Here is a 20,377-nt window from a genome sequence, read left to right as displayed (position 1 = left end):
GAACCGTCTGAACCTGAAGATCCTCGCCAAGGAGCAGCCGGTCATCAACCCGCATGACCCGGACTTCGACTACCCGGCCGCCTTCGAGACCCTCGACCTGGCCGAGGTGAAGAAGGACATCGCCGAGGTGCTCACCACCTCCAAGGACTGGTGGCCTGCCGACTTCGGCAACTACGGCCCGTTCATGATCCGCATGGCCTGGCACGCCGCCGGCACCTACCGCTCCCAGGACGGCCGCGGCGGCGGCGGCACCGGCCAGCAGCGGTTCGCCCCCCTGAACTCCTGGCCGGACAACGTCTCCCTGGACAAGGCCCGCCGCCTGCTGTGGCCGGTCAAGAAGAAGTACGGCCAGAACCTCTCCTGGGCGGACCTGATGATCCTCACCGGCAACGTCGCCCACGAGATCATGGGCATGCCGACCTACGGCTTCTCCGGCGGCCGCATCGACGCCTACGAGCCCGAGGACGACGTGTACTGGGGCCCGGAGACCGAGTGGACCAACGGCGGCGCCGAGCGCTACAGGGGCGACCGCGAGCTGGACAACCCCCTCGCCGCCGTGGAGATGGGCCTGATCTACGTGAACCCGGAGGGCCCGGAGGGCGAGCCGGACCCGGTCAAGTCCGCCCGCGACATCCGCGAGACCTTCAAGCGCATGGGCATGAACGACGAGGAGACCGTCGCCCTCATCGGCGGCGGCCACACCTTCGGCAAGACCCACGGCGCCGGCACCGTCCCGGAGCACGTCGGCCCGGAGCCCGAGGGCGCCCCGATGGAGCAGATGGGCCTGGGCTGGAAGTCCTCCTACAAGTCCGGCAAGGGCATCGACACCATCGGCTCCGGCCTCGAGGTCACCTGGACCTACCACCCGACCCGCTGGGACAACGAGTTCTTCCACATCCTCTACGCCTACGAGTGGGAGCTGTTCCAGTCCCCGGCCGGTGCCAACCAGTGGCGCCCGGTCAACGGCGGCGGCTCGGACATGGTGCCCGAGGCGGACGGCAGCGGCCGCCGCGAGCCGCGCATGCTGACCTCGGACCTCGCCCTGCGCTTCGACCCCGAGTACGACAAGATCGCCCGTCGCTTCAAGGACGACTTCGAGGCCTTCCACGACGCCTACTCCCGCGCCTGGTTCAAGCTGACCCACCGTGACATGGGCCCGATCTCCCGCCACTACGGCCCCGAGGTGCCCACCGAGGAGCTCGTCTGGATGGATCCGATCCCGGCCCCGGCCTCCGTGCCCGGCGACGCGGAGGTCAAGGCGGTCAAGGACGCCGTGGCCGCTGCTGGCCTCTCCGTCCCGGCCGTGGTGAAGACCGTCTGGGCCGCCGCCTCCACCTACCGCGGCTCCGACTTCCGCGGCGGCGCCAACGGCGGCCGCATCCGCCTCGAGCCGCAGCGCTCCTGGGAGGTCAACGAGCCGGCCGTCACCGGCCCGGTCATCGAGGCCCTGGAGAAGATCGCCGCCGAGCAGGGCGTGTCCTTCGCGGACACCCTGGTCCTGGCCGGCAACTGGGCGATCGAGAAGGCCGCCGCCGACGGCGGCGTGCCCGTCCAGGTGCCCTTCACCCCGGGCCGCGGCGACTCCTCGCAGGAGCAGACCGACGTGGAGTCCTTCGGCTACCTCGAGCCGAAGGTGGACGGCTTCCGCAACTACGACCCGCGCTCCAACAAGGAGTTCCCGGCCGAGTTCGCCCTCGTGGACCGCGCCAACCTGCTCGGACTCTCCGCCCCGGAGATGACCGTGCTGGTGGCCGGCCTGCGCGTGCTCGGCGCCAACTACGGGGACTCGAAGGACGGCGTGTGGACCGAGAACGTGGGCGTGCTGTCCAACGACTTCCTGCAGGCCGTCACGGACATCGACACCCAGTGGGAGAAGGTGTCCGAGGGCCACTACAAGGGCGTCACCGCCGACGGCAAGGAGCTCTTCGGCACCCGCAACGACCTGGTCTTCGGCTCGAACTCCGAGCTGCGCACCGTGTCCGAGGTGTACGCCGCAGACGACGCCAAGGAGAAGTTCGTCAAGGACTTCGTCAAGGCGTGGACCAAGATCATGGACGCCGACCGCTACGACGTGCAGCGGAAGAACCGGAAGTGATCGGCTGATCCGCTGACCCCTCCCTGAAGGGGTTCGGGGGCGGGGTTCGACCGGAGTTCGCTGCGCGTTCCGGTCGGACCCCGCCCCCGTTCTTTCCGCCGGGTCTGGCGGGGGCAGTGCCCGGCCCGTTCGTTCCGCCGGGTCCGGCGGGGACGCCGACCCGCTCTCTCCGCCAGGTCCGGCGGATTCCCGACGACGACACCCGCCCCGGTGCGCCACGCACCGGGGGTGCGTGGCCGCCGTCGTGGGTGACGCTCCGGCTACCGGAGGTGGCCAGGGATTCCCCGGCGCCATGGCGTCCACCGTCCCAAGGCGTCCACTGTCCCGTGGCGTCCCCGATGCCGGAGGTGACCGACCTTCTGTATCCGCAGCGTCGGAACTCCGGCCCCCACGGCGCCGATTCCGACCCGTGGCACACAGACGATCCCACCACGCCCCTCATCCCCCCGCACCTCACCCCACCCCGCCCCACACCCCACACTCCCCCGCCACCGCGGAACCCCCCGGTCTTCCCGCGATCATGCGGGAGTGGAAGAGTAGGGGCATGAGCGAGACCATGCACACGCCCGCCGTCCCTGCCGCCCAACGCCCCGGCACGCCCGCCCTGCCGGAAGACCTCATCGACGTCGACGCCCTGCTCGCCGCGTACACCGACCGCGTCCCGGACCCGTCCGACCCCGCGCAGAAGGTGGTGTTCGGCACCTCCGGCCACCGCGGCAGCTCGCTCAAGACCAGCTTCAACGACGCGCACATCGCGGCGATCACCCAGGCGATCGTGGAGTACCGCGCCGCTCAGGGCATCACCGGCCCCGTGCTGGTCGGCAAGGACACCCACGCGCTGTCCGCCCCGGCCCAGGACACCTGCGTGCAGGTCCTGCTCGCCAACGACGTGCCCGTGATGGTGGACTCCCGCGGCGGCTACACCCCCACCCCGGCGGTGTCCCACGCGATCCTGCACCTGAACGCCGGCCGCGACCTCACCCCCGCCGGCTTCTCCGCGGATGGGGACAACGCCGGCCTGGCGGACGGCATCGTCATCACGCCGTCCCACAACCCGCCGTCGGACGGCGGCCTCAAGTACAACCCGCCGCACGGCGGCCCCGCGGACACGGACGCCACCGGCTGGATCGCCCGCCGCGCCAACGAGCTGCTGACCGCACGCCTGGACGGTGTGCGGCGCCTGGCCCCGGAGGAGGTCGAGGGCCACCCGAGGCTGGACGGCTTCGACTTCCTGGACCGCTACGTCTCGGACCTGCCGAAGGTCCTGGACATGGACGCCATCCGCGAGGCCGGCGTGCGCATCGGCGCGGACCCCATGGGCGGGGCCTCCGTGGACTACTGGGCGGAGATCGGCGCCCGCCACGGCCTGGAGCTGACCGTGGTGAACCCGGAGGTGGACCCGCGGTTCGGCTTCATGACCCTGGACTGGGACGGCAAGATCCGCATGGACTGCTCCTCCCCGAACGCCATGGCCTCCCTGATCGAGCGGATGACCCCGGATGCCGAGGGGAACGCCCCGTTCGACGTGGCCACCGGCAACGACGCCGACGCGGACCGCCACGGCATCGTCACCCCGGACGGCGGGCTGATGAACCCGAACCACTTCCTCGCCGTGGCCATCGACTACCTGTACCGGAACCGGAGCCAGTGGCCGCAGGCCGCCGGCGTGGGCAAGACCCTGGTGTCCTCCTCCATGATCGACCGCGTGGCCGAGTCCCTAGACCGCGAACTGGTGGAGGTGCCGGTCGGCTTCAAGTGGTTCGTCCCCGGCCTGCTCACCGGCTCCGGCGTGTTCGGCGGCGAGGAGTCCGCCGGCGCCAGCTTCGTCACCCTGGACGGCGAGCCGTGGACCACGGACAAGGACGGCATGCTGCTGTGCCTGCTGGCGGCGGAGATCATCGCGGTCACCGGCCGCTCCCCCTCCGAGCTGTACCGGGACCTCGAGGCCCTCCACGGTTCCCCGGTCTACGCGCGCATCGACGCCCCGGCCACCGCCGAGCAGAAGGCCCGCCTCAAGGAGCTGTCCCCGGAGGACGTGACGGTCACCGAGCTCGCCGGGGAGACGATCCTCGCCGCGCTCACCAACGCCCCGGGCAACAGCGCGCCCATCGGCGGCCTGAAGGTGGTCACCCAGAACGCCTGGTTCGCCGCCCGTCCCTCCGGCACCGAGGACGTCTACAAGATCTACGCCGAGTCCTTCCTCGGCGCCGACCACCTCGCGCAGGTGCAGGCGGAGGCCCAGAGGATCGTGGACGCGGTCATCGGCTGACCGGCGCCGCCGGTTCCCGACAACGGCCTCTCACCCTCCGCGGGGGGCCTTCCCGCGCCACAGCCTCCCTGGGGGCCCTCTCCGCCCTCACCCTTCGCGGGTGGGGGCCTTCGCGTGGGGTCGGGAAGGGGGGGTGCCGTGGCGGACGGGGCGGCCCGGACGTCGTCGCACAGCTCCGAGCCGACGCCCGCGGGCGCCCGCCGAAAGTACAGAGGCGGCGGTCAGCTGCGCGGACTACGGTGGTGCCATGACCTTCCACGAGCAGCCCCTCGACGACGCCGACGAGCAGGAGTACGCCGACCTCCACGTCCCCGCGGACACGTCCATGCTGCCGATCATGCCGATCGGCCCGCGGGCGGAGAACCCGACCGCCGCCGTGGAGCGCCTGCGCGCCGCGGCGAGGTCCCGCGCCGCCCATCCGCGCCGCATGCGCGTGCACCAGCTGCGAGCCATGAAGCGCATGCTGGAGGAGAACGAGTCGCGCTTCCTGGACGCCCTCGGCCACGACCTCGGCAAGTCCCCCACCGAGGGCCTGCTGACCGAGCTGATGCCGGTGCGCGCGGAGATCGACCACGCGCTGCTGCACCTGACGGACTGGATGGACAAGCGTCCGGTGAGGACCCCGCTGTCCCTGAAGCCGGCGACCGCCGAGGTGCAGGCGCGGCCGAAGGGCCTGGTGCTGATCATCGGCGCCTGGAACTACCCGGTGCAGCTGACGCTGGCTCCGCTCGTGGCCGCTGTGGCGGCGGGCAACACGGTGATCGTCAGCCCGTCCGAGAAGGCCCCGGCCACCGCCGCCGTGCTGCGCGATCTGCTGCCGAAGTACCTGGACTCTGCGCTGATCTCCGTGGTGGCCGGCGGCAAGGACTGCAACACCGAGCTGCTCACCCACCCGTTCGACCACATCCTCTACACCGGCGGCGAGCGCGTCGGCCGCATCGTCTACGAGGCGGCGGCGAAGACCCTCACCCCGGTCACCCTGGAGCTCGGCGGCAAGTCCCCCGTGGTGGTCACCGAGTCCCGCAACGTCATGGCGATGGCCCGGCGCATCGCGTTCGGCAAGTTCACCAACGCCGGCCAGACCTGCGTGGCCCCGGACTACGTGCTGGCCGTCGGCGACGCCGCCCACGAGCAGCTGGTGAAGGCCCTGCCGGAGGTGATCCGCGAGTTCTACGGCGAGGACCCGCGCACCTCCAACGACTACGGCCGGCTCATCTCCGAGGAGCACGCCGCCCGCCTGCAGGACATGCTGGCCGCGGACCTGCAGGACGGGGCTCAGCTGCTGGTCGGCGGCCGGGTGGACGCCCACCACCGCTACATGGCGCCCACCGTGGTGACCGGTGTCCGCGCCGACCACGCGCTGATGCAGGAGGAGCTCTTCGGGCCCGTCCTGCCGATCCTGAAGGTGGAGACGTTTCAGCAGGCCCTGGACTTCATCACCGCGCGCCCGCATCCGCTGGCGGCCTACCTGTTCACGGACCGTCCGCGCTTCCACCGGGCGTTCGAGGAGCAGGTGCAGGCCGGTGCCGTGTGCACGGACGTGACCCTGCTGCACGCGGGCCTGACCACCCTGCCGTTCGGCGGGATCGGGGCCTCCGGCATCGGCGCGTACCACGGGGAGACCGGCTTCGAGACGTTCTCCCACATGCGCCCGTCCCTGGCGAAGACCGACCAGGTGGACACCTTGAAGGTGGCCTACCCGCCGTACACCTGGTTCAAGCGCAAGGCCCTGCCGAAGATGCTCTGAGCCCAAACCCGCCCCCCTTCACGACGACGGCCGCCCACCGCGGGCGGCCGTCGTCGCGTCGTGTACGGGGCCGGGTCAGCGCTGCGGCCAGATCCCGCGGCGGGTGAAGACCTCGGCGAGCACGTCGGCACGGTCGGTCATGATGCCGTCCACGCCCATCTCCAGCAGCCGCTCCATCTGATCGGGCTCGTCCACGACCCATACGTGCACCGGCAGGCCCGCCGCACGGCAGCGGCGCACGAAGTCGGCGGTGGCCACGGGGACGAGGCCGTGCCGGACGGGCACCTGCACGCAGTCGACGTCGAGGGCGTACCGGCGCAGCCAGCCGGTCAGTCCCAGCGGACCCAGCAGCACGAGCGCCGCGATGGCGGCCGCCCCGCCCGACGTCGCCACCTGCTCCGGCCCGTACGCCCGGTCGGGGTGGCCGAGGTCGGCGAGGGCGCGCCGGAAGAGGCGGCGCCGCGAGTCGTGGAACGACGCGACCAGCACGCGGTCCCAGGCGTCGTGCTCGGCGAGGATGCGGGCCAGGGCCGGGGCTGAGGCGCGGTCCTTGAGGTCCACGTTCAGGCGTGCCTCGGGCAGCGCCGTGAGCAGCTCGGCGAAGCGCAGCAGCGGCTCCCCGCCGACCGTGACGTCCGCCAGCTGCTCCCACGTGTGGTCGCGCAGCCGGCCGCGGCCCGTGCTGACGCGGTCCAGAGTGTCGTCGTGGAACACGACGAGCTCGCCGTCCGCCGTGGTGCGCACGTCCAGCTCGAGGTGCCCGAACCCGGCGTCTACGGCGGCCTCGAAGGCGGCCAGCGTGTTCTCCCGGCGCACGTCCGCGCCGCGGTGCGCAAACCCCACCGGCCAGCCGTTCCGGGCCGGCAGCGAGTCCGTGAGATACGGCGGCGGGGTGCGGCGGGAACGCTCGACGGCGCGCTGCACCGACGCGCGGACGCGCCCGGCGGCGTCACGGGCGGAGGACAGTCCGGAGGTCAGGCAGGAGGTCAGGCTCACGGCACGAGCCTACGACGCGCCCCACCGCCCCGCGGGGCTGCCTCGGTCCACTGCCGACGCCCCATCGCCACGCCCGGCCCCGCCCCGCGCGCCCGGTGGGCGGGCCGGCGGAGGCAAGGGGGCGTCGTCGGGAAGCGGTGCCGGGGCCCTGCCCCGCCCCGCGCGCCCGGCGGTAGGCTCGACGGCGTGACTGAACGCCAGACCTACCTGCTCGTCGACGGCGAGAACATCGACGCCACCCTCGGCACCTCCATCCTCCAGCGGCGCCCCCACCCGGAGGAGCGGCCGCGCTGGAACCGGGTGCGCGAGTTCATCGAGGACGAATGGGAGCAGCCGGTCACTGCGCTGTTCTTCCTCGCGATCGACGGGGAGGTCCCGCTGGCCTTCGTGCAGGCGCTCCTGGCGATGGGGTACCAGCCGGTCATGCTGCGCGGCGCCGGCAAGGTGGTGGACCTCGGCATCCAGCGCACCGCCGAGGCCCTCATCGAACGGGACGGGGACGTGGTCCTCGCCAGCCACGACGTCGACTTCCTCCCCCAGATGACCGCCCTCGCCGAGGACGAGGACCGGCGCGTGGCCCTCATGGGCTTCAACGAGTTCATCGCCGGCGGGCTGCGGGAGATCCCGGGCGTGGAGGTCTGGGACATGGAGCACGACGTCCAGGCCTTCGACGCTCCGCTGCCGCGCATGCGCGTGATCGACATCGAGGACTTCGACCCGTTCGAGTTCCTCTGAGCGCCGCGCCGGCGCGGCCCGGGTGAGACATGACACGGTGAATCCTCCCCGTTCAGAGGACGGGGCTATGCTCGGGGGCCGACGTCCCGAGGGAGCCCGCTCGGGACGTGTGGTCCCCACGCCCCCTGCGCAGCGCGCATGCGCGGAGGCCGGGACGGCAACGTTCCCTCTTCCCGAAAGGTCCCGCCGTGGCCCCCACCGAGCCGACGCCGAGCTCCGCCACCGCCGCCTCCTCCGACCCCGGCGGCGGGGCCGAGCAGAACGGCCTGCGCCGCTCCCTGGCCTCCCGCCACCTGACGATGATCGCGATGGGCGGTGCGATCGGCACCGGCCTGTTCGTGGCCTCCGGCAACACGATCGCCACAGCCGGTCCGGGCGGTGCGCTGCTGGCCTACGTGGTCATCGGGTTCATGGTGTTCCTGCTCATGCAGTCCCTCGGCGAGATGGCCACCTACCTGCCGGTCTCCGGCGCGTTCGAGGAGTACGCGACCCGCTTCGTGAGCCCCTCGTTCGGCTTCGCCATCGGCTGGAACTACTGGTACAACTGGGCGATCACCGTGGCCGCCGAGCTCGTGGCCGCCGCACTGGTGATGCGGTACTGGCTGCCGGAGGTGCCCTCCTGGGTGTGGTCCGCGCTCTTCCTGGCCCTGCTCTTCGGGCTGAACGCCCTGTCCACGCGGGCCTACGGCGAGTCCGAGTTCTGGTTCTCCCTGATCAAGGTGCTCACCGTGGTGGTGTTCCTGGTCCTGGGCGTGCTGATGATCCTGGGCATCATCGGTGGCGGCTCCCCGGGCTTCGAGAACTGGACCACCGGCGAGGCCCCGTTCGTGGACGGCGGGGCCGGCATCCTGGCGATCTTCCTGGTGGCCGGCTTCTCCTTCCAGGGCACCGAGCTGGTCGGCGTGGCCGCCGGCGAGGCCGAGAACCCGGAGAAGACCGTGCCGACCGCCATCCGCACCGTGTTCGTGCGCATCCTGCTGTTCTACGTGGGCGCGATCGCGGTCGTCGGCTTCCTCATCCCCTACACCAGCCCCCACCTGCTGGGCTCCGAGGTGGAGGACATCTCCATCTCCCCGTTCACCCTGGTGTTCGAGAACGCCGGTGTGCTGGCCGCCGCCTCCGTGATGAACGCGGTGATCCTCACCGCCATCCTGTCCGCAGGCAACTCCGGGCTCTATGCCTCCACCCGCATGCTCTACGCCCTCGCCGCCTCCGGGAAGGCGCCGGCCGTGCTGGCGAAGGTGAACCGCCGCGGCGTGCCGATGAACGCGCTGATCATGACCACCGTGGTGGGCGCCGGCTGCTTCCTGACCACCCTGATCGGGGACGGCGCCGCCTACGTCTGGCTCGTCTCCGCCTCCGGCCTGGCCGGGTTCATCGTGTGGATGGGCATCGCGTGGAGCCACTACCGCTTCCGCAGGGCGTTCGTGGCGCAGGGCCGTGACCCGAAGGAGCTGCCGTACCGGGCGGCCCTGTTCCCGGTCGGCCCGATCGTCGCCCTGGTGCTGTGCGCCGTGGTGATCCTCGGGCAGAACGTGGAGGCCTTCACCGGCTCCGGCGGCGTGGATCTGCTGGCCGCGGCCACCGCGTACATCGGACTGCCGCTGTTCCTGGGGCTGTGGCTGGTGCACCGCCTGGTCACCGGCACGGCGTCCCGCATGGTCCGCTACGAGGAGGCGGACCTGTCCCGGTCGCTGGACTGAGGCCGGGCGCCGCTCATTCGGGCAGGGTGAGCAGGTGCTCGATCGCCTCGGCCACGCCGTCGTCGTCGCAGGTGCCGACCACCGCGTCCGCGGCGGCCACCAGCTCAGGATGGCCGGAGGCCACGGCCAGGCCGAGGCCGGCCCACTGGAGCATCTCCATATCATTGGGCATGTCCCCGAAGGCGACCACGTCCGCGGCGGCGATCCCCCGCTGTTCCGCATACTCCTCCAGGGTGGCGGCCTTGTGCACCCCGTGCTGCGCCATCTCCACCAGCGGCAGGTCCGGCGCTGAGTGGGTCACGGAGACGATGTCCGCCACGAGGGCGCGGGCCCGGAGGAGCAGCTCGTCCGCGCCGTGCCGGGCGGAACGGGCCATCAGCTTCACCACGGTGGCATCCTCATCCAGCAGCCGCTCAAGCCGGTGGGACGCCCCGGTGGCCGCCCCGGCGACGCCCTCGGCCCGCTTGCCGAAGGCCGGCTCCCACACGAAGCCCTCCAGGGTTTCGGCACCGAAGCTGGCGGACTCGTCCTCGGCCCGCAGCCGCGCCATCGCCTCCACCACGGCGGCCCGCTCCATCCCGTGGGAGAGCAGCACCTCGTCCGTGGCGGGGTCCACCACCACGGCGCCGTTGGAGCAGATCACCGGGCCGACGGTGCCCAGCTGCTCCCGCAGCGGGCCCAGCCAGCGCAGCGGCCGGCCGGTCACGAACACCACGGTGATCCCGGCGTCGTGGGCGGCCTGCAGCGCCCCGATGGTCCGCGGGGAGAGCCACCCGGTACGCGTGTGTGCGTAGCCGATCACCGTGCCGTCCAGGTCCGTGGCCACCATGCGCGGCCGACGGCGCACTCCGGCCAGGGCGGCGGCGGCACGGAGGGCAGACATGCCCCTCAGTCTAGGCGGCGACCGCTTCCCGACGACGGCCCCTCACCCCCGGCGGCCGCCGCCTCCGGGTTCGGCGGCTCGGGGCGACCCGACTCCGGGGCGACACCGCCGCGGACCCTTTACCGGACGGCGGCGGGCCGGCCAGAATGGCGGCATGAGTGTGGAGAACCGTGCCCCGCAGACCGTCACCGTCACCGGCGCCGCCGGCAACATCGGCTACGCCCTGCTCTTCCGCATCGCCGCAGGCCAGATGCTGGGTGAGGACACCCCGGTACGCCTGCGCCTGCTGGAGGTCCCGGCCGCACTGAAGGCCGCCGAGGGCACCGCCATGGAGCTCGCCGACTGCGCGTTCGGCCTGCTGGACTCGGTGGATGTCACCGACGACCCGGCCCAGGCCTTCGACGGCACCCACCACGCCCTGCTCGTGGGCGCCCGCCCGCGCACCGCCGGCATGGAGCGCGGCGACCTGCTTCAGGCCAACGGCGGCATCTTCGGCCCGCAGGGCAGGGCCATCAACGAGCACGCGGACGACGCGGTCCGCGTGGTCGTGGTCGGCAACCCGGCCAACACCAATGCCCTGATCGCCCAGCAGCATGCCCCGGACGTCCCAGCCTCCCGCTTCACCGCGTTGACCCGCCTGGACCACAACCGCGCCGTCGCCCTTCTGGCCGCGAAGGCCGGCGTGACGGTCGAGGACGTGGACGGCGTGACCATCTGGGGCAACCACTCGGCCACCCAGTTCCCGGACCTCACCCATGCCCGCGTGCGCGTGGACAGTGAGTGGAAGCCAGCCCTCGAGGTGGTGGACAGCGCCTGGACCGATGACGAGTTCATCCCGCGCGTGGCCCAGCGCGGCGCGGAGATCATCTCCGTGCGCGGCGCCTCCTCGGCAGCCTCCGCCGCGTCGGCGACCATCGACCACATGCGCGACTGGGCCCTGGGCACCGGCGCCGGCGCGGACGGCTCCGCCCGCCGCACCTCCGCCGCGATCGTCTCGGACGGCTCCTACGGCGTGCCGGAGGGCCTGATCTCCTCGTTCCCGGCGACCTCGGACGGCGGCGAGTGGAAGATCGTGCCGGACCTGGCCCCGGACGAGGCCGCCCTGCCCGGCGCCGGCGAGCGCCTGGCCGCCACCGTGGCCGAGCTCGAGTCCGAGCGCGACGCCGTGAAGGAGCTCGGCCTCGTCTGAGCCACCCCCCTGACGCTTTCGTTCGGGAAACCGTCGCGTCCCGGAGCACTTTCGTTCGGGAAAGTGTCGCGTCCCAGCGTACTTTCGTTCGGGAAAGTGTCGCGTCCCAGCGTACTTTCGTTCGGGAAAGTGTCGCGTCCCTCGGAACGCTCCCGTCCCGACCGCCTCTATAAGCCGGCCCCACGACGCCGGCCGCTCACCCTGAGAAGGCGAGCGGCCGGCGTCGTTGTCCACGCGTGACGGACCGGACGACTCAGTCGTCCACGAGCTCCGCACGGGTCGGCGGGTCGGCGCCGGGGCGGGACGACGTGATGGCCGCGGCGCGGCAGGCGTAGATCAGCACGGACTCGAGGTCCTGGTGACCGATGGCGTGCAGCTGCTCGCGGTTCTCGGCGCCCAACAGGCAGCGGTCGTTCAAGGCGGCCAGCAGGGCGGCGGTGAAGGAGTCGCCGGCGCCCACCGTGTCCGCGACGTCCACAGGGATGATGGGGCGCTCGTAGTCCTCGTGCGCGGTGACCGCCATGATGTCCTCGGCGCCGCGGGTCATCACCACCAGGGCCGGGCCCATCTGCTGCCAGGCCCGGAGGGAATCGAGCAGCGGACGGTCCGGGTACAGCCAGGCGATGTCCTCGTCCGAGGCGTGCACCACATCCGCCAAGCGCACCGACTCCTCGGCACGGTTCCGGGCGAACTCCCGGTCCGGGACGATGCTCGGGCGCACGTTGGGGTCGTAGCTGAGGGTGGTGGTCGGCTGGAGCAGCTCGAGCAGGCGCATCACCTCGGCGTCGCCGGGGGCGAGCATGGTGGCGATCGACCCGGCGTGCAGGTGGAGCAGGCGGCCCCCGACGTCCCCCTCGTAACGGGAGACGAGCTCGCCGGCGGAGGGGAGGGTCCAGTCGAGGTCGAACTCGTAGCTGGCCGCACCCGTGGGATCCAGGCGGGCGGTCGCCTGGGAGGTGGGCGCCGAGTCGGGGCCGAGGAGGGAACGGACACCGTTGTCACGCAGGTGAGCGGCGATCATCTCGCCGTACTCGTCCGAGCCGTAGCGACCGGCGAACAGCGCCGGCAGGTCCAGGCGGCTCAACCCCACCGCGACGTTGAGGGGGCTGCCGCCGACATGCGCTCGGGGTGTGGCGGTGTCCGAGACCACCACGTCCACGAGGGCCTCGCCAATCACACCGAAGTAGTCAGACACATCTCCACGGTACCCTACGGTCCATGGCCGAACGTGGGCTTTTCCACAGTGCAGGAGCGCTCCACGGCGGCCTCGCACGCCCCGGCGGCGGCTCCACGGAACCCGCCCGGAGGCATCCGTCGTCTCGCCCCTGGAGGACCCGCATGTCCCATCCCCCCGAGCGCACCGCAACGCACCGCGACCCGAACGGCCCGCGCCGCCGCTTCGGCTGGACCGTCCACGGGGACGGCAGGACCATCACCGCCGGCACCGTGGTGGGCCCGCAGGAGCGCCTCAGCTGGGGCCGCACCGTGGGCATCGGCGTGCAGCATGTGATGGCCATGTTCGGCGCCACCGTGCTCGTCCCCGCCCTGACCGGCATGCCGGCCACCACCGCCCTGTTCTTCTCCGGCCTCGGCACCCTGCTGTTCCTGCTGATCACCGGCAACCGCCTGCCGTCCTACCTGGGCTCGTCCTTCGCGTTCATCGCCCCGATCACCGCCGCCGTCTCCATGGCCGGCGTGGGCGCGGCGCTCGGCGGCATCCTGACCGTGGGCGTCCTGCTGGCGCTGATCGGCCTGGTGGTGCACCTGGCCGGCACCGGCTGGATCCATGCGCTGATGCCGCCGGCGGTGATGGGCACGATCGTCGCCCTGATCGGCCTGAACCTGGCCGGTTCCACCACGGACGGCATGGTCGAACTGCCGGTGACCACCTTCGGCACCGCCCTGGCGATCGTCCTGTCCGCGGTGCTCTTCCGCGGCCTGCTCGGGCGCCTGTCCATCCTGGTGGGCATCGTGGTCGGGTACCTGCTGGCGCTGGCCCAAGACCAGGTGGACTTCGCCCCGATCGGCGAGGCGGCCGTCGTCGGGCTCCCCGAGTTCCACCTGCCGGAGTTCCGGGCCGAGGTGGTCTTCCTCTTCCTGCCGGTGGTGCTGGTGCTGGTGGCGGAGAACATCGGCCACGTGCGCACCGTGGGACTGATGACGAAGACCGACCTGGACCCGCTGACCGGCCGCGCCCTCTTCGCCGACGGCCTGGCGACCAGCCTGTCCGGCCTCGGCGGCGGCGTCGGCACCACCACGTACGCGGAGAACATCGGGGTGATGGCGTCCTCCAAGGTCTACTCGACCGCCGCCTACTGGGTGGCCGGCCTGACCGCGCTGGCCCTGGCGTTCTTCCCGAAGTTCGGTGCCGCCGTGGCCACCATCCCGGCCGGTGTGGCCGCGGGTGCGGGCATCGTCCTCTACGGCATGATCGGCGTGATGGGCGTGCGCATCTGGGTGCAGAACCGCGTGGACTTCTCCAACACCATCAACCTCATGACCGCCGGCATCGGCCTGATCATCGCGATCGCCGACCCGGTCCTGATGATCGGCGACCTGGCGTTCGGCGGCATCACCCTCGGCACCATCGCGGCGCTGGGCGTCTACCACCTGATGACCGCGGTGGCGCGGGTGCGCGGCACCGAACCGGTCTCCGAGGACGACCTCGAGGAGTACGAGGCCTCGCAGGCCGGCCGGCTGGGCTGAGGCCAGTGGGTTCCGGGGCCTTCGTTCTCATTCCGGAGCCCTCGTCCTCATCCCGGAGCCCTCGTTCCGATTCGGAGCATGCCTGGCGTGCTCCGAATCGGAACGAGGGCTTCCCCATGACCCCTTCCCGACGACGGCCGGTTCAGTCCGTCAGACCCAGGAACCTCCGCAGCGGCTCGGCTCCCTCGACCTCCACCGTCTCCGGGCCGGGCACGAAGTGCTCGGGCAGCAGCTCGAGCAGGACCATCTCGGAGGGCTCGCCGCGGCGTTGCCACTGCTCGCGGCCTGTCTCGCGGTAGCCGACCCTCTGGCTGATCCGCAGGGAGGCGGTGTTGTCCGCCCAGGCCCCGGAAGTGACGACGTCCAGGCCGAGGTGGTCGAACGCAAAGGTGCAGATGGCCTGTCGCATGGCCAGCCCGATGCCCTGCCGCTGGAAGCGCAACCCCAGCCAGGACCCGGACTCCAGGCGGCGGGTGGTGCGCACGTCCTGGCCGTTGAGCGCCTGCATCCCGACGATCTCCCCTCCCCTGCGCACAACGAGTTCGAGCGCGGCGTTCCCCGCTCCGGTACCGGCGAGGGTGCGGCCGAAGAAGCGCATGTAGTTGCCGGGCAGCTCCTCGCTCGGGGCGTCGGTCCACGGGAAGGAGAACGGCATGACGGCGGGGTCGTGGATGCCGGTCTCCACCAGGGCGACCACCTCGGGCACGTCGGCCTCGCGCAGAGCGGTCATGGTCAGCTCACCGGCCCGGATGACGAGTCCGTAAGGCGGCCAGATCTCCGCGATGCTGCGGGGCCTCTCGGCGATGCTGCATGTCATGGCCCGAGTGTAGTGCGAGGATCCACGCCGAGCCTCCGTCGAGCCTCCGTCGAGCCTTCGGCAGGCCCGATTCTAAAGCCCTCGTTCCGATCCAGAGCTCGTCTCGCATACTCCGGATCGGAACGAAGGCCGGTGCAGTCCTCCGACGGAGCGCTCGATCCGTTCGAGAGCACGCCTCGCAGGCTCCGGATCGGATCGAAGACCCGCCGGGCGGCGCTGGCGCTGCCGACCCGCCCGGTCCCCTTGCCCCCGCGCTCAGCGCGAGCTGCCGCTCCTGCGACCACGGCTCACGCCCACGAAGCCCTGCACGAGGGCCGAGTCGGATTCCTTGAGCCAGGCCAGCCCGACGTCCCAGCCGGGGTGACGGTCATCGCCGTCCACGTGGTCACCGGTGACGCCAAACGGCTCGTTTGCACGTGCGGGCTCCATGCCGGCCTCCTCGGCGGCGAGCTCTGCTGCCGTCGCCACCGCCTCGCGTTCGGCCCGGGACATGCCGACCACCTCGTCCAGCGAGGACTCCAGCGGCAGCACCACCACGTCCTTCCGACCGAACATGCGGGCCACGGACTGCGGCAGCACCACGTGCCCGGCGCCGGAGGCCACGATCTCCAGTGCCATCCGCTCCCCCGCTCCCGGGGTCTCCGGGGCGTCCATGGGGTTGGGGGCCGACGACGCAGGCGGTGAGACAGACGTGCGGGGAGTGCCGTCGTCGCCGGACTCGACGCTTTCCCGAACGAAAGCGCCCTGGGACTCGACGCTTTCCCGAACGAAAACGCCAGGGGCCGGGTCAGGGGCGGGCGCAGGAGTCGGGGCGAACGTCGCCGGGTCCATCGCCTCGGCCGGATCGAGCTCGGCCGTCGGCACGGGACCGTCGGCCTCGACGTCCCAGGCGGCCAGCAGGTGCTCCCGCCCGACGCACACCACCGGCAGCTCGGAGTACACGCGCACCACGTGCACGCGCCGTGGGTCCACGCCAGCCTCGCCCAACACGTCCTCCACGCTGCGATCCCGGCGCCACCGCACGTACCCCAGCTGCGGCAGCGGGTGCAGGGCGAACCCGTGCTCGTCGTGCCGCAGATGGTCGCACTGCTGGGACTCGTCGTGGTTCACCAGCTGCACCACGCGCTCGCGCGAGGTGTATCGGTCCACCCACTTGGACGGCGTCGCGCCGGGCACGGTGGCCAGGAACAGCGTCTCGGGCGGCGGTGCCTCCCACCGCGCCTTCCTGCGTCCCGACGACGGCCCCGCGCCTGACGCCCGCCCCGCGCCTGACGCCCGCCCGGCACCTGACCCGCGCGGCGCGCCCTTCGCGCCGCTTCGGCCAGTCGCTCCGCCTCGGCCGGACGAACCGCCCCGGCCTCCGGACCGACCGGAGGCGCCGGAACGGCCTCGGCCGCCGGCGCCTCCGCGGGATCCTCTCCGGCTCAGCGGACCTTCTCCTTCAGGAAGTCCACGGCACGGCCCCAGGCCTGCTTCGCCTCGGCCTCCTGGTAGTTGCCGGCAGGGTTCTCGTCGTTGTGGAAGGCGTGGTCGGCGTCGTAGTAGAAGAACTCGACCTCGGCGCCGGACTCCTCGCGGATCTGCTGCTCCTGCTTCCGGGCCTCGTCCACGGGGAACATCTGGTCCTTCTCCGCGTAGTGGCCCTGCACGGCGGCCTTGATGCCCGTGAAGGAGCCGGGCACACCCTGGCCCACGCCGTAGAACGGGACGGCGGCGGAGACCTTCTCGCCCTGCTGCTCGGCCAGGGACAGCACGAAGCCGCCGCCCATGCAGAATCCGATGGCGCCGACGGTCTCGGACGTCACCTCGTCCAGGGACAGCAGGTGGTCCACGGCGGCGCCGAGCTGGCGGGCGCCCTCCTCGGCAGGGAGGTTCTCCATCATCTCGCCGGCCTCGTCGCCGTCGTGGGCGATCCAGCCGCCGAACAGGTCCGGGGCGAGGGCCACGAAGCCCTGCTCGGCGAGGCGGTCGCAGACGTCGCGCATGTGGCGGGTCAGGCCCCACCACTCCTGGATGACGATCACGCCCGGGCCCTTGCCGGACTCCGGGAACGCGATGTAGCCGTGGCCGGTCTGGTCGTCGCCCGTCTCCTTGGTGGGCAGGTCGAACGACGTGTTCTGGTACGGGGTCTTCGATGCCATCATCATGATCCCCACCCTAGGTCCGGTCCGGGCCGCACCGCGAGGGCTCTCGCCCCGGGCGGATCACCCCTCGGCGTCGTCCTCCGAATCCTCCGAATCCTCGGTGTCCTCCTCGGAGCCTCCGGCGCGCGGACCGGCGCCGTCGGTGTCGTCGTAGATGTCGATGGTGCCGCCGTAGTTGGCCACCCAGACCTCTCCGGAGGGCTTGTCATAGGTGATGCCGATGGTGTTCACGCCCGCCGGCGCCGTGCCGAGGATCTCGAGGGTCTCGGCGTCGATCTTGCTCACCGTGGAGTCGTAGTAGTTGACCACGTACAGGGCCGTGCCGTCGGCGGAGATGTCCATGGAGCGCGGCTCGTCCCCGGCCGGGGCGCTGGCGATGACCTCGCCGGTCTCCGCGTCCATCTTCACGATCTCGTCCGCGCCGGAGAGCGTCATGTAGAGGGTCTTGCCGTCCGGGGACAGGGTCAGGTGACGCGGGTTGGCACCGGTGTGCATGACCACCTCGGAAGTCCCCTTCTCCAGGTCCACGCGGTAGAGCTTGTCCGCCCACATGGCGGTGGCGTAGGCGGTCTTGTTGTCCGGCAGCACGACGATGCCGCGGGGCATGGTGTCCAGCGGAATGGTGTGCTCGGTCTCGCCGGAGGCCGTGTCGATGACGGACATGTTCGAGTCGCACCAGTTGGTGACCAGCAGGCGGGACTCGTCCGGGGACAGAGCCAGGTACTTGGGCACCCGACCCACACGGTAGGCGGCGTCCCAGTCCTTCTCCTCCACCGAGTACCGGTAGACGAGGGAGGGGGCGATGTCCGCGCCGGCGGTGCAGTTGTCGTCCGGCGCCGTGCCCACGGGGTACAGGCCGTACTGGGTGACGTAGGCGTGCTCGCCGTCCTTGGTCCAGGTGGCCTCCACCGGGGCGCCGCTGACCTCGTCGGGCAGGCCCTCGACGCCCAGCTCGGCCGGGTTCACGGTGTCGTCCAGGGTCTGGAAGACCTTGCGGGTCGCGGTGTCGAAGAGCACGACGTTGTGCTGGTAGACCACGTTGTTGGCGATCATCAGCCCGTGCTGGTTGGAGACCACGGACTTCGGCTCGACGCCGACGTCCCTGAGGGTCTCCATGTGGGTCAGCGTGGTGGTGTTGGACGCCGGGAAGTCGGCCGGGTCCACGGAGTCCGACTCCTCGGCCTCTCCCTTGCCGTCCTTGTCTTCGCCGTCCTTGTCCTCGCCGGAGTCGTCTGCACCGTCGTCGCCGTCCGAGGAGGCGTCGGCCTCGCCGTCCTTGTCCGAGGAGGCGGAACCGTCGTCGTCCTGCCCACCGTCACCGGTGCCGCCGTCCTGGGTGCCGGAGGCCGTGGCGGCGCTGCCCTGATCGTCCGGGGAGTCACCGTCCGTGCCGGCGCATCCGGTGAGCAGCAGGCCCACGGTGAGCAGGGCGGCGGCAGACCGCAGGACCCGCGGACGGGCAGCTGCGGCCTGCCTCAGCGCAGCCGGCTCCGCCGCGAGGTCGGTGGCGTCAGGGACGAGGGGCAGTCGGGACATGGGATCTCCGGGGGCTGAGGAAGGGCAGGCACATGCAATGGCCTGGACAGACACAACCTCAGCATAGCGAAGCCGACGCCGGCGGGAGCCGGAGAAGACCGGCTCAGCTCTCCTGCGGAAGGACGAAGGCGGCGGAGATCTCGAGCTTCACGGCATCCGAGACGAGCACGCCGCCGGCCTCGAGTGCGGCGTTCCAGGTGAGGCCGAACTCCTTGCGGGAGATCTCTCCCCGGGCCTCGAAGCCGACTCGGGTGGCACCGAAGGCGTCCACGGCCTGTCCGCCGAGCTCCGCCTGCAGCTCGACGGAGCGGGTGACGCCATGCAGAGTCAGCTCGCCGCTGAGGGTGAAGGACTCCTCGGTGCCGGTCACGCCGGTGGAGCGGAAGGTCATCTGCGGGAACTGCTCGACGTCGAAGAAGTCGGCCGAGCGCAGGTGGCCGTCGCGCTGCTCGTTGCCGGAGTCGATCGAGGCGACGCCGACCGTCGCCTCCACGGAGGAGGCGGTGAAGTCGTCGGCGAGGACGAGCTCGCCGGAGACGTCGCCGAAGGTGCCGCGCACCTTGGAGATGCCGGCGTGACGGACCACGAAGTCCACGTCGGTGTGGGCGGGATCGAGGGTCCAGGTTCCGGTGGTGAGGGTGGAGTTGCTCATGGGTCTTTCCTTCGCGGGTAGAGGCCGCCGGCTGGGTGTGGCGGTTCTGCGGGCGGCGCAGGGAAGTGCGCCGGGGACGGCGGGGCGCCGCCCCATCTGCTTCAAGTTTGAACTATCTGTCCGAAGGGCGCAACCGGGCCGGGGAGAACACCGACACGCAAGGTCATGAAGATGACGGGGCCCACATCCGGCCCTGTGACGACGGCGCGGTGATCGCGGACCGGGCGGGCCGGTGGCCGCGGACGTCGAGCAGGACGTCTCGGTCTCGTTCGGCCGGCACCGCCGCCGTCGGAACCCGCACACGACAAAGGCCCCGGATCGGTGATCCGGGGCCTTGTCCTCGTGGTGCGCGAGGGGGGACTTGAACTGACCTCGACCCCCTCGCACCGTGAATCTCGACAGGGCGTTGTGCCGCATAAAATTAACGATCTATGGCATTTGGCCTGTGGATAACTCCACTACGATACGCCGAGCTACAGGTTGCTTAGCACTTTCGTTAGCACTTTTCGCGACTCCGGCGACGCCAGCGTCATGGAGAAGGCTGAACCAGGAGCCAACAAGACCGCCGGATTTGCCTAGAACATAGAGCAGAGTGCTGTGTCCACCGTTCACCTAACGGATGCCGATTTTATAGATCAGCTGCGGCTGCGCCCCTCGATCACTCGGACAAATCGATCTACGTAGTTCTGCAGGAACGTAACGGTGGACTCACGGACGATCGTGTCACCTTCTGCGAAGAGTTCTGGCGACTGAGAGAGGAACACCTCGGGCTGCCCCACGGTCGGCATGTCGAAGTAGGACAGCGCGAGCCGCAGATTCTTCTGGGAGGAGTAGCCGCCCATGCGCCCGACGGAGTGGCTGATGATCCCGACCGGGAGGCCTTTCCAGGCGACGTCGCTGTTGGT

The 20,377-nt window shown here is 71.2% G+C and carries 16 protein-coding genes; 7 read left to right on the top strand and 9 right to left on the bottom strand.

The window, feature by feature from the left end; genetic code table 11:
- The 3 genes from katG to MLY01S_RS09355 all read left to right on the top strand — a co-directional run.
- Positions 1 to 2,095: catalase/peroxidase HPI (gene katG, locus MLY01S_RS09365; RefSeq protein ID WP_067191461.1), on the top strand; the 2,095-nt coding region annotated here is incomplete at its 5' end.
- Between the two features lie 544 nt (positions 2,096 to 2,639).
- On the top strand, positions 2,640 to 4,364 hold the full coding sequence (pgm, locus tag MLY01S_RS09360) for a phosphoglucomutase (alpha-D-glucose-1,6-bisphosphate-dependent) (protein WP_067191459.1): 1,725 nt from the start codon (positions 2,640 to 2,642) through the stop codon (positions 4,362 to 4,364).
- Positions 4,365 to 4,611: 247 nt separating this feature from the next.
- Positions 4,612 to 6,111, top strand: a complete 1,500-nt coding sequence (locus MLY01S_RS09355; RefSeq protein WP_067191457.1) for an aldehyde dehydrogenase family protein — start codon at positions 4,612 to 4,614, stop codon at positions 6,109 to 6,111.
- A gap of 75 nt (positions 6,112 to 6,186) precedes the next feature.
- On the opposite strand, the gene MLY01S_RS09350 is transcribed toward MLY01S_RS09355, so the two are convergent.
- Positions 6,187 to 7,035, bottom strand: a complete 849-nt coding sequence (locus MLY01S_RS09350; RefSeq protein WP_067191467.1) for a glycerophosphodiester phosphodiesterase family protein — start codon at positions 7,033 to 7,035, stop codon at positions 6,187 to 6,189.
- 258 nt (positions 7,036 to 7,293) lie between these two features.
- On the opposite strand from MLY01S_RS09350, the gene MLY01S_RS09345 reads away from it, so the two are divergent.
- Both MLY01S_RS09345 and MLY01S_RS09340 read left to right on the top strand, forming a co-directional pair.
- Entirely contained in the window at positions 7,294 to 7,842 is a 549-nt protein-coding gene (locus MLY01S_RS09345; protein WP_067191455.1) for an NYN domain-containing protein, read from the top strand.
- Positions 7,843 to 8,030: 188 nt separating this feature from the next.
- Positions 8,031 to 9,545, top strand: coding sequence for an amino acid permease (locus MLY01S_RS09340; RefSeq protein ID WP_067191453.1), 1,515 nt, complete (start codon positions 8,031 to 8,033; stop codon positions 9,543 to 9,545).
- A 13-nt stretch (positions 9,546 to 9,558) separates the two neighbouring features.
- Here MLY01S_RS09340 and MLY01S_RS09335 read toward each other — a convergent pair whose 3' ends face one another.
- Entirely contained in the window at positions 9,559 to 10,428 is an 870-nt protein-coding gene (locus MLY01S_RS09335) for a Cof-type HAD-IIB family hydrolase (RefSeq protein WP_067191451.1), read from the bottom strand.
- Positions 10,429 to 10,582: 154 nt separating this feature from the next.
- Between MLY01S_RS09335 and MLY01S_RS09330 the strand changes: the two genes are divergently transcribed.
- Positions 10,583 to 11,617, top strand: coding sequence for a malate dehydrogenase (locus MLY01S_RS09330; protein WP_067191449.1), 1,035 nt, complete (start codon positions 10,583 to 10,585; stop codon positions 11,615 to 11,617).
- 253 nt (positions 11,618 to 11,870) lie between these two features.
- On the opposite strand, the gene MLY01S_RS09325 is transcribed toward MLY01S_RS09330, so the two are convergent.
- The gene (locus MLY01S_RS09325) at positions 11,871 to 12,812 is read right to left on the bottom strand and encodes a carbohydrate kinase family protein (protein ID WP_245232093.1); all 942 of its coding nucleotides are present in this window, start codon (positions 12,810 to 12,812) and stop codon (positions 11,871 to 11,873) included.
- A 143-nt stretch (positions 12,813 to 12,955) separates the two neighbouring features.
- On the opposite strand from MLY01S_RS09325, the gene MLY01S_RS09320 reads away from it, so the two are divergent.
- A complete protein-coding gene (locus MLY01S_RS09320; protein WP_067191448.1) occupies positions 12,956 to 14,323 on the top strand; it encodes a uracil-xanthine permease family protein in 1,368 nt (455 codons plus the stop codon).
- A 142-nt stretch (positions 14,324 to 14,465) separates the two neighbouring features.
- On the opposite strand, the gene MLY01S_RS09315 is transcribed toward MLY01S_RS09320, so the two are convergent.
- The 6 genes from MLY01S_RS09315 to MLY01S_RS12670 form a co-directional block, all read right to left on the bottom strand.
- Complete coding sequence (locus tag MLY01S_RS09315; protein WP_067191446.1) at positions 14,466 to 15,140, bottom strand: GNAT family N-acetyltransferase; 675 nt, start codon at positions 15,138 to 15,140, stop codon at positions 14,466 to 14,468.
- Positions 15,141 to 15,395: 255 nt separating this feature from the next.
- A complete protein-coding gene (locus MLY01S_RS09310) occupies positions 15,396 to 16,316 on the bottom strand; it encodes a hypothetical protein (RefSeq protein WP_245232092.1) in 921 nt (306 codons plus the stop codon).
- Positions 16,317 to 16,564: 248 nt separating this feature from the next.
- A complete protein-coding gene (locus MLY01S_RS09305; RefSeq protein ID WP_067191463.1) occupies positions 16,565 to 17,284 on the bottom strand; it encodes a dienelactone hydrolase family protein in 720 nt (239 codons plus the stop codon).
- A 60-nt stretch (positions 17,285 to 17,344) separates the two neighbouring features.
- Positions 17,345 to 18,820, bottom strand: coding sequence for a YncE family protein (locus tag MLY01S_RS09300; RefSeq protein ID WP_067191442.1), 1,476 nt, complete (start codon positions 18,818 to 18,820; stop codon positions 17,345 to 17,347).
- A gap of 103 nt (positions 18,821 to 18,923) precedes the next feature.
- On the bottom strand, positions 18,924 to 19,472 hold the full coding sequence (locus MLY01S_RS09295) for a YceI family protein (RefSeq protein ID WP_067191440.1): 549 nt from the start codon (positions 19,470 to 19,472) through the stop codon (positions 18,924 to 18,926).
- 635 nt (positions 19,473 to 20,107) lie between these two features.
- A partial coding sequence (locus MLY01S_RS12670; RefSeq protein ID WP_373279966.1) for an NADPH-dependent FMN reductase occupies positions 20,108 to 20,377 on the bottom strand: 270 nt, incomplete at its 5' end.

The sequence above is a fragment of the Micrococcus lylae NBRC 15355 genome (genome assembly GCF_001570885.1).
GTDB lineage: Bacteria > Actinomycetota > Actinomycetes > Actinomycetales > Micrococcaceae > Micrococcus > Micrococcus lylae.
Note: the sequence above shows the minus strand (reverse complement) of the source record. Positions and strands in the feature narration are given on the sequence as shown.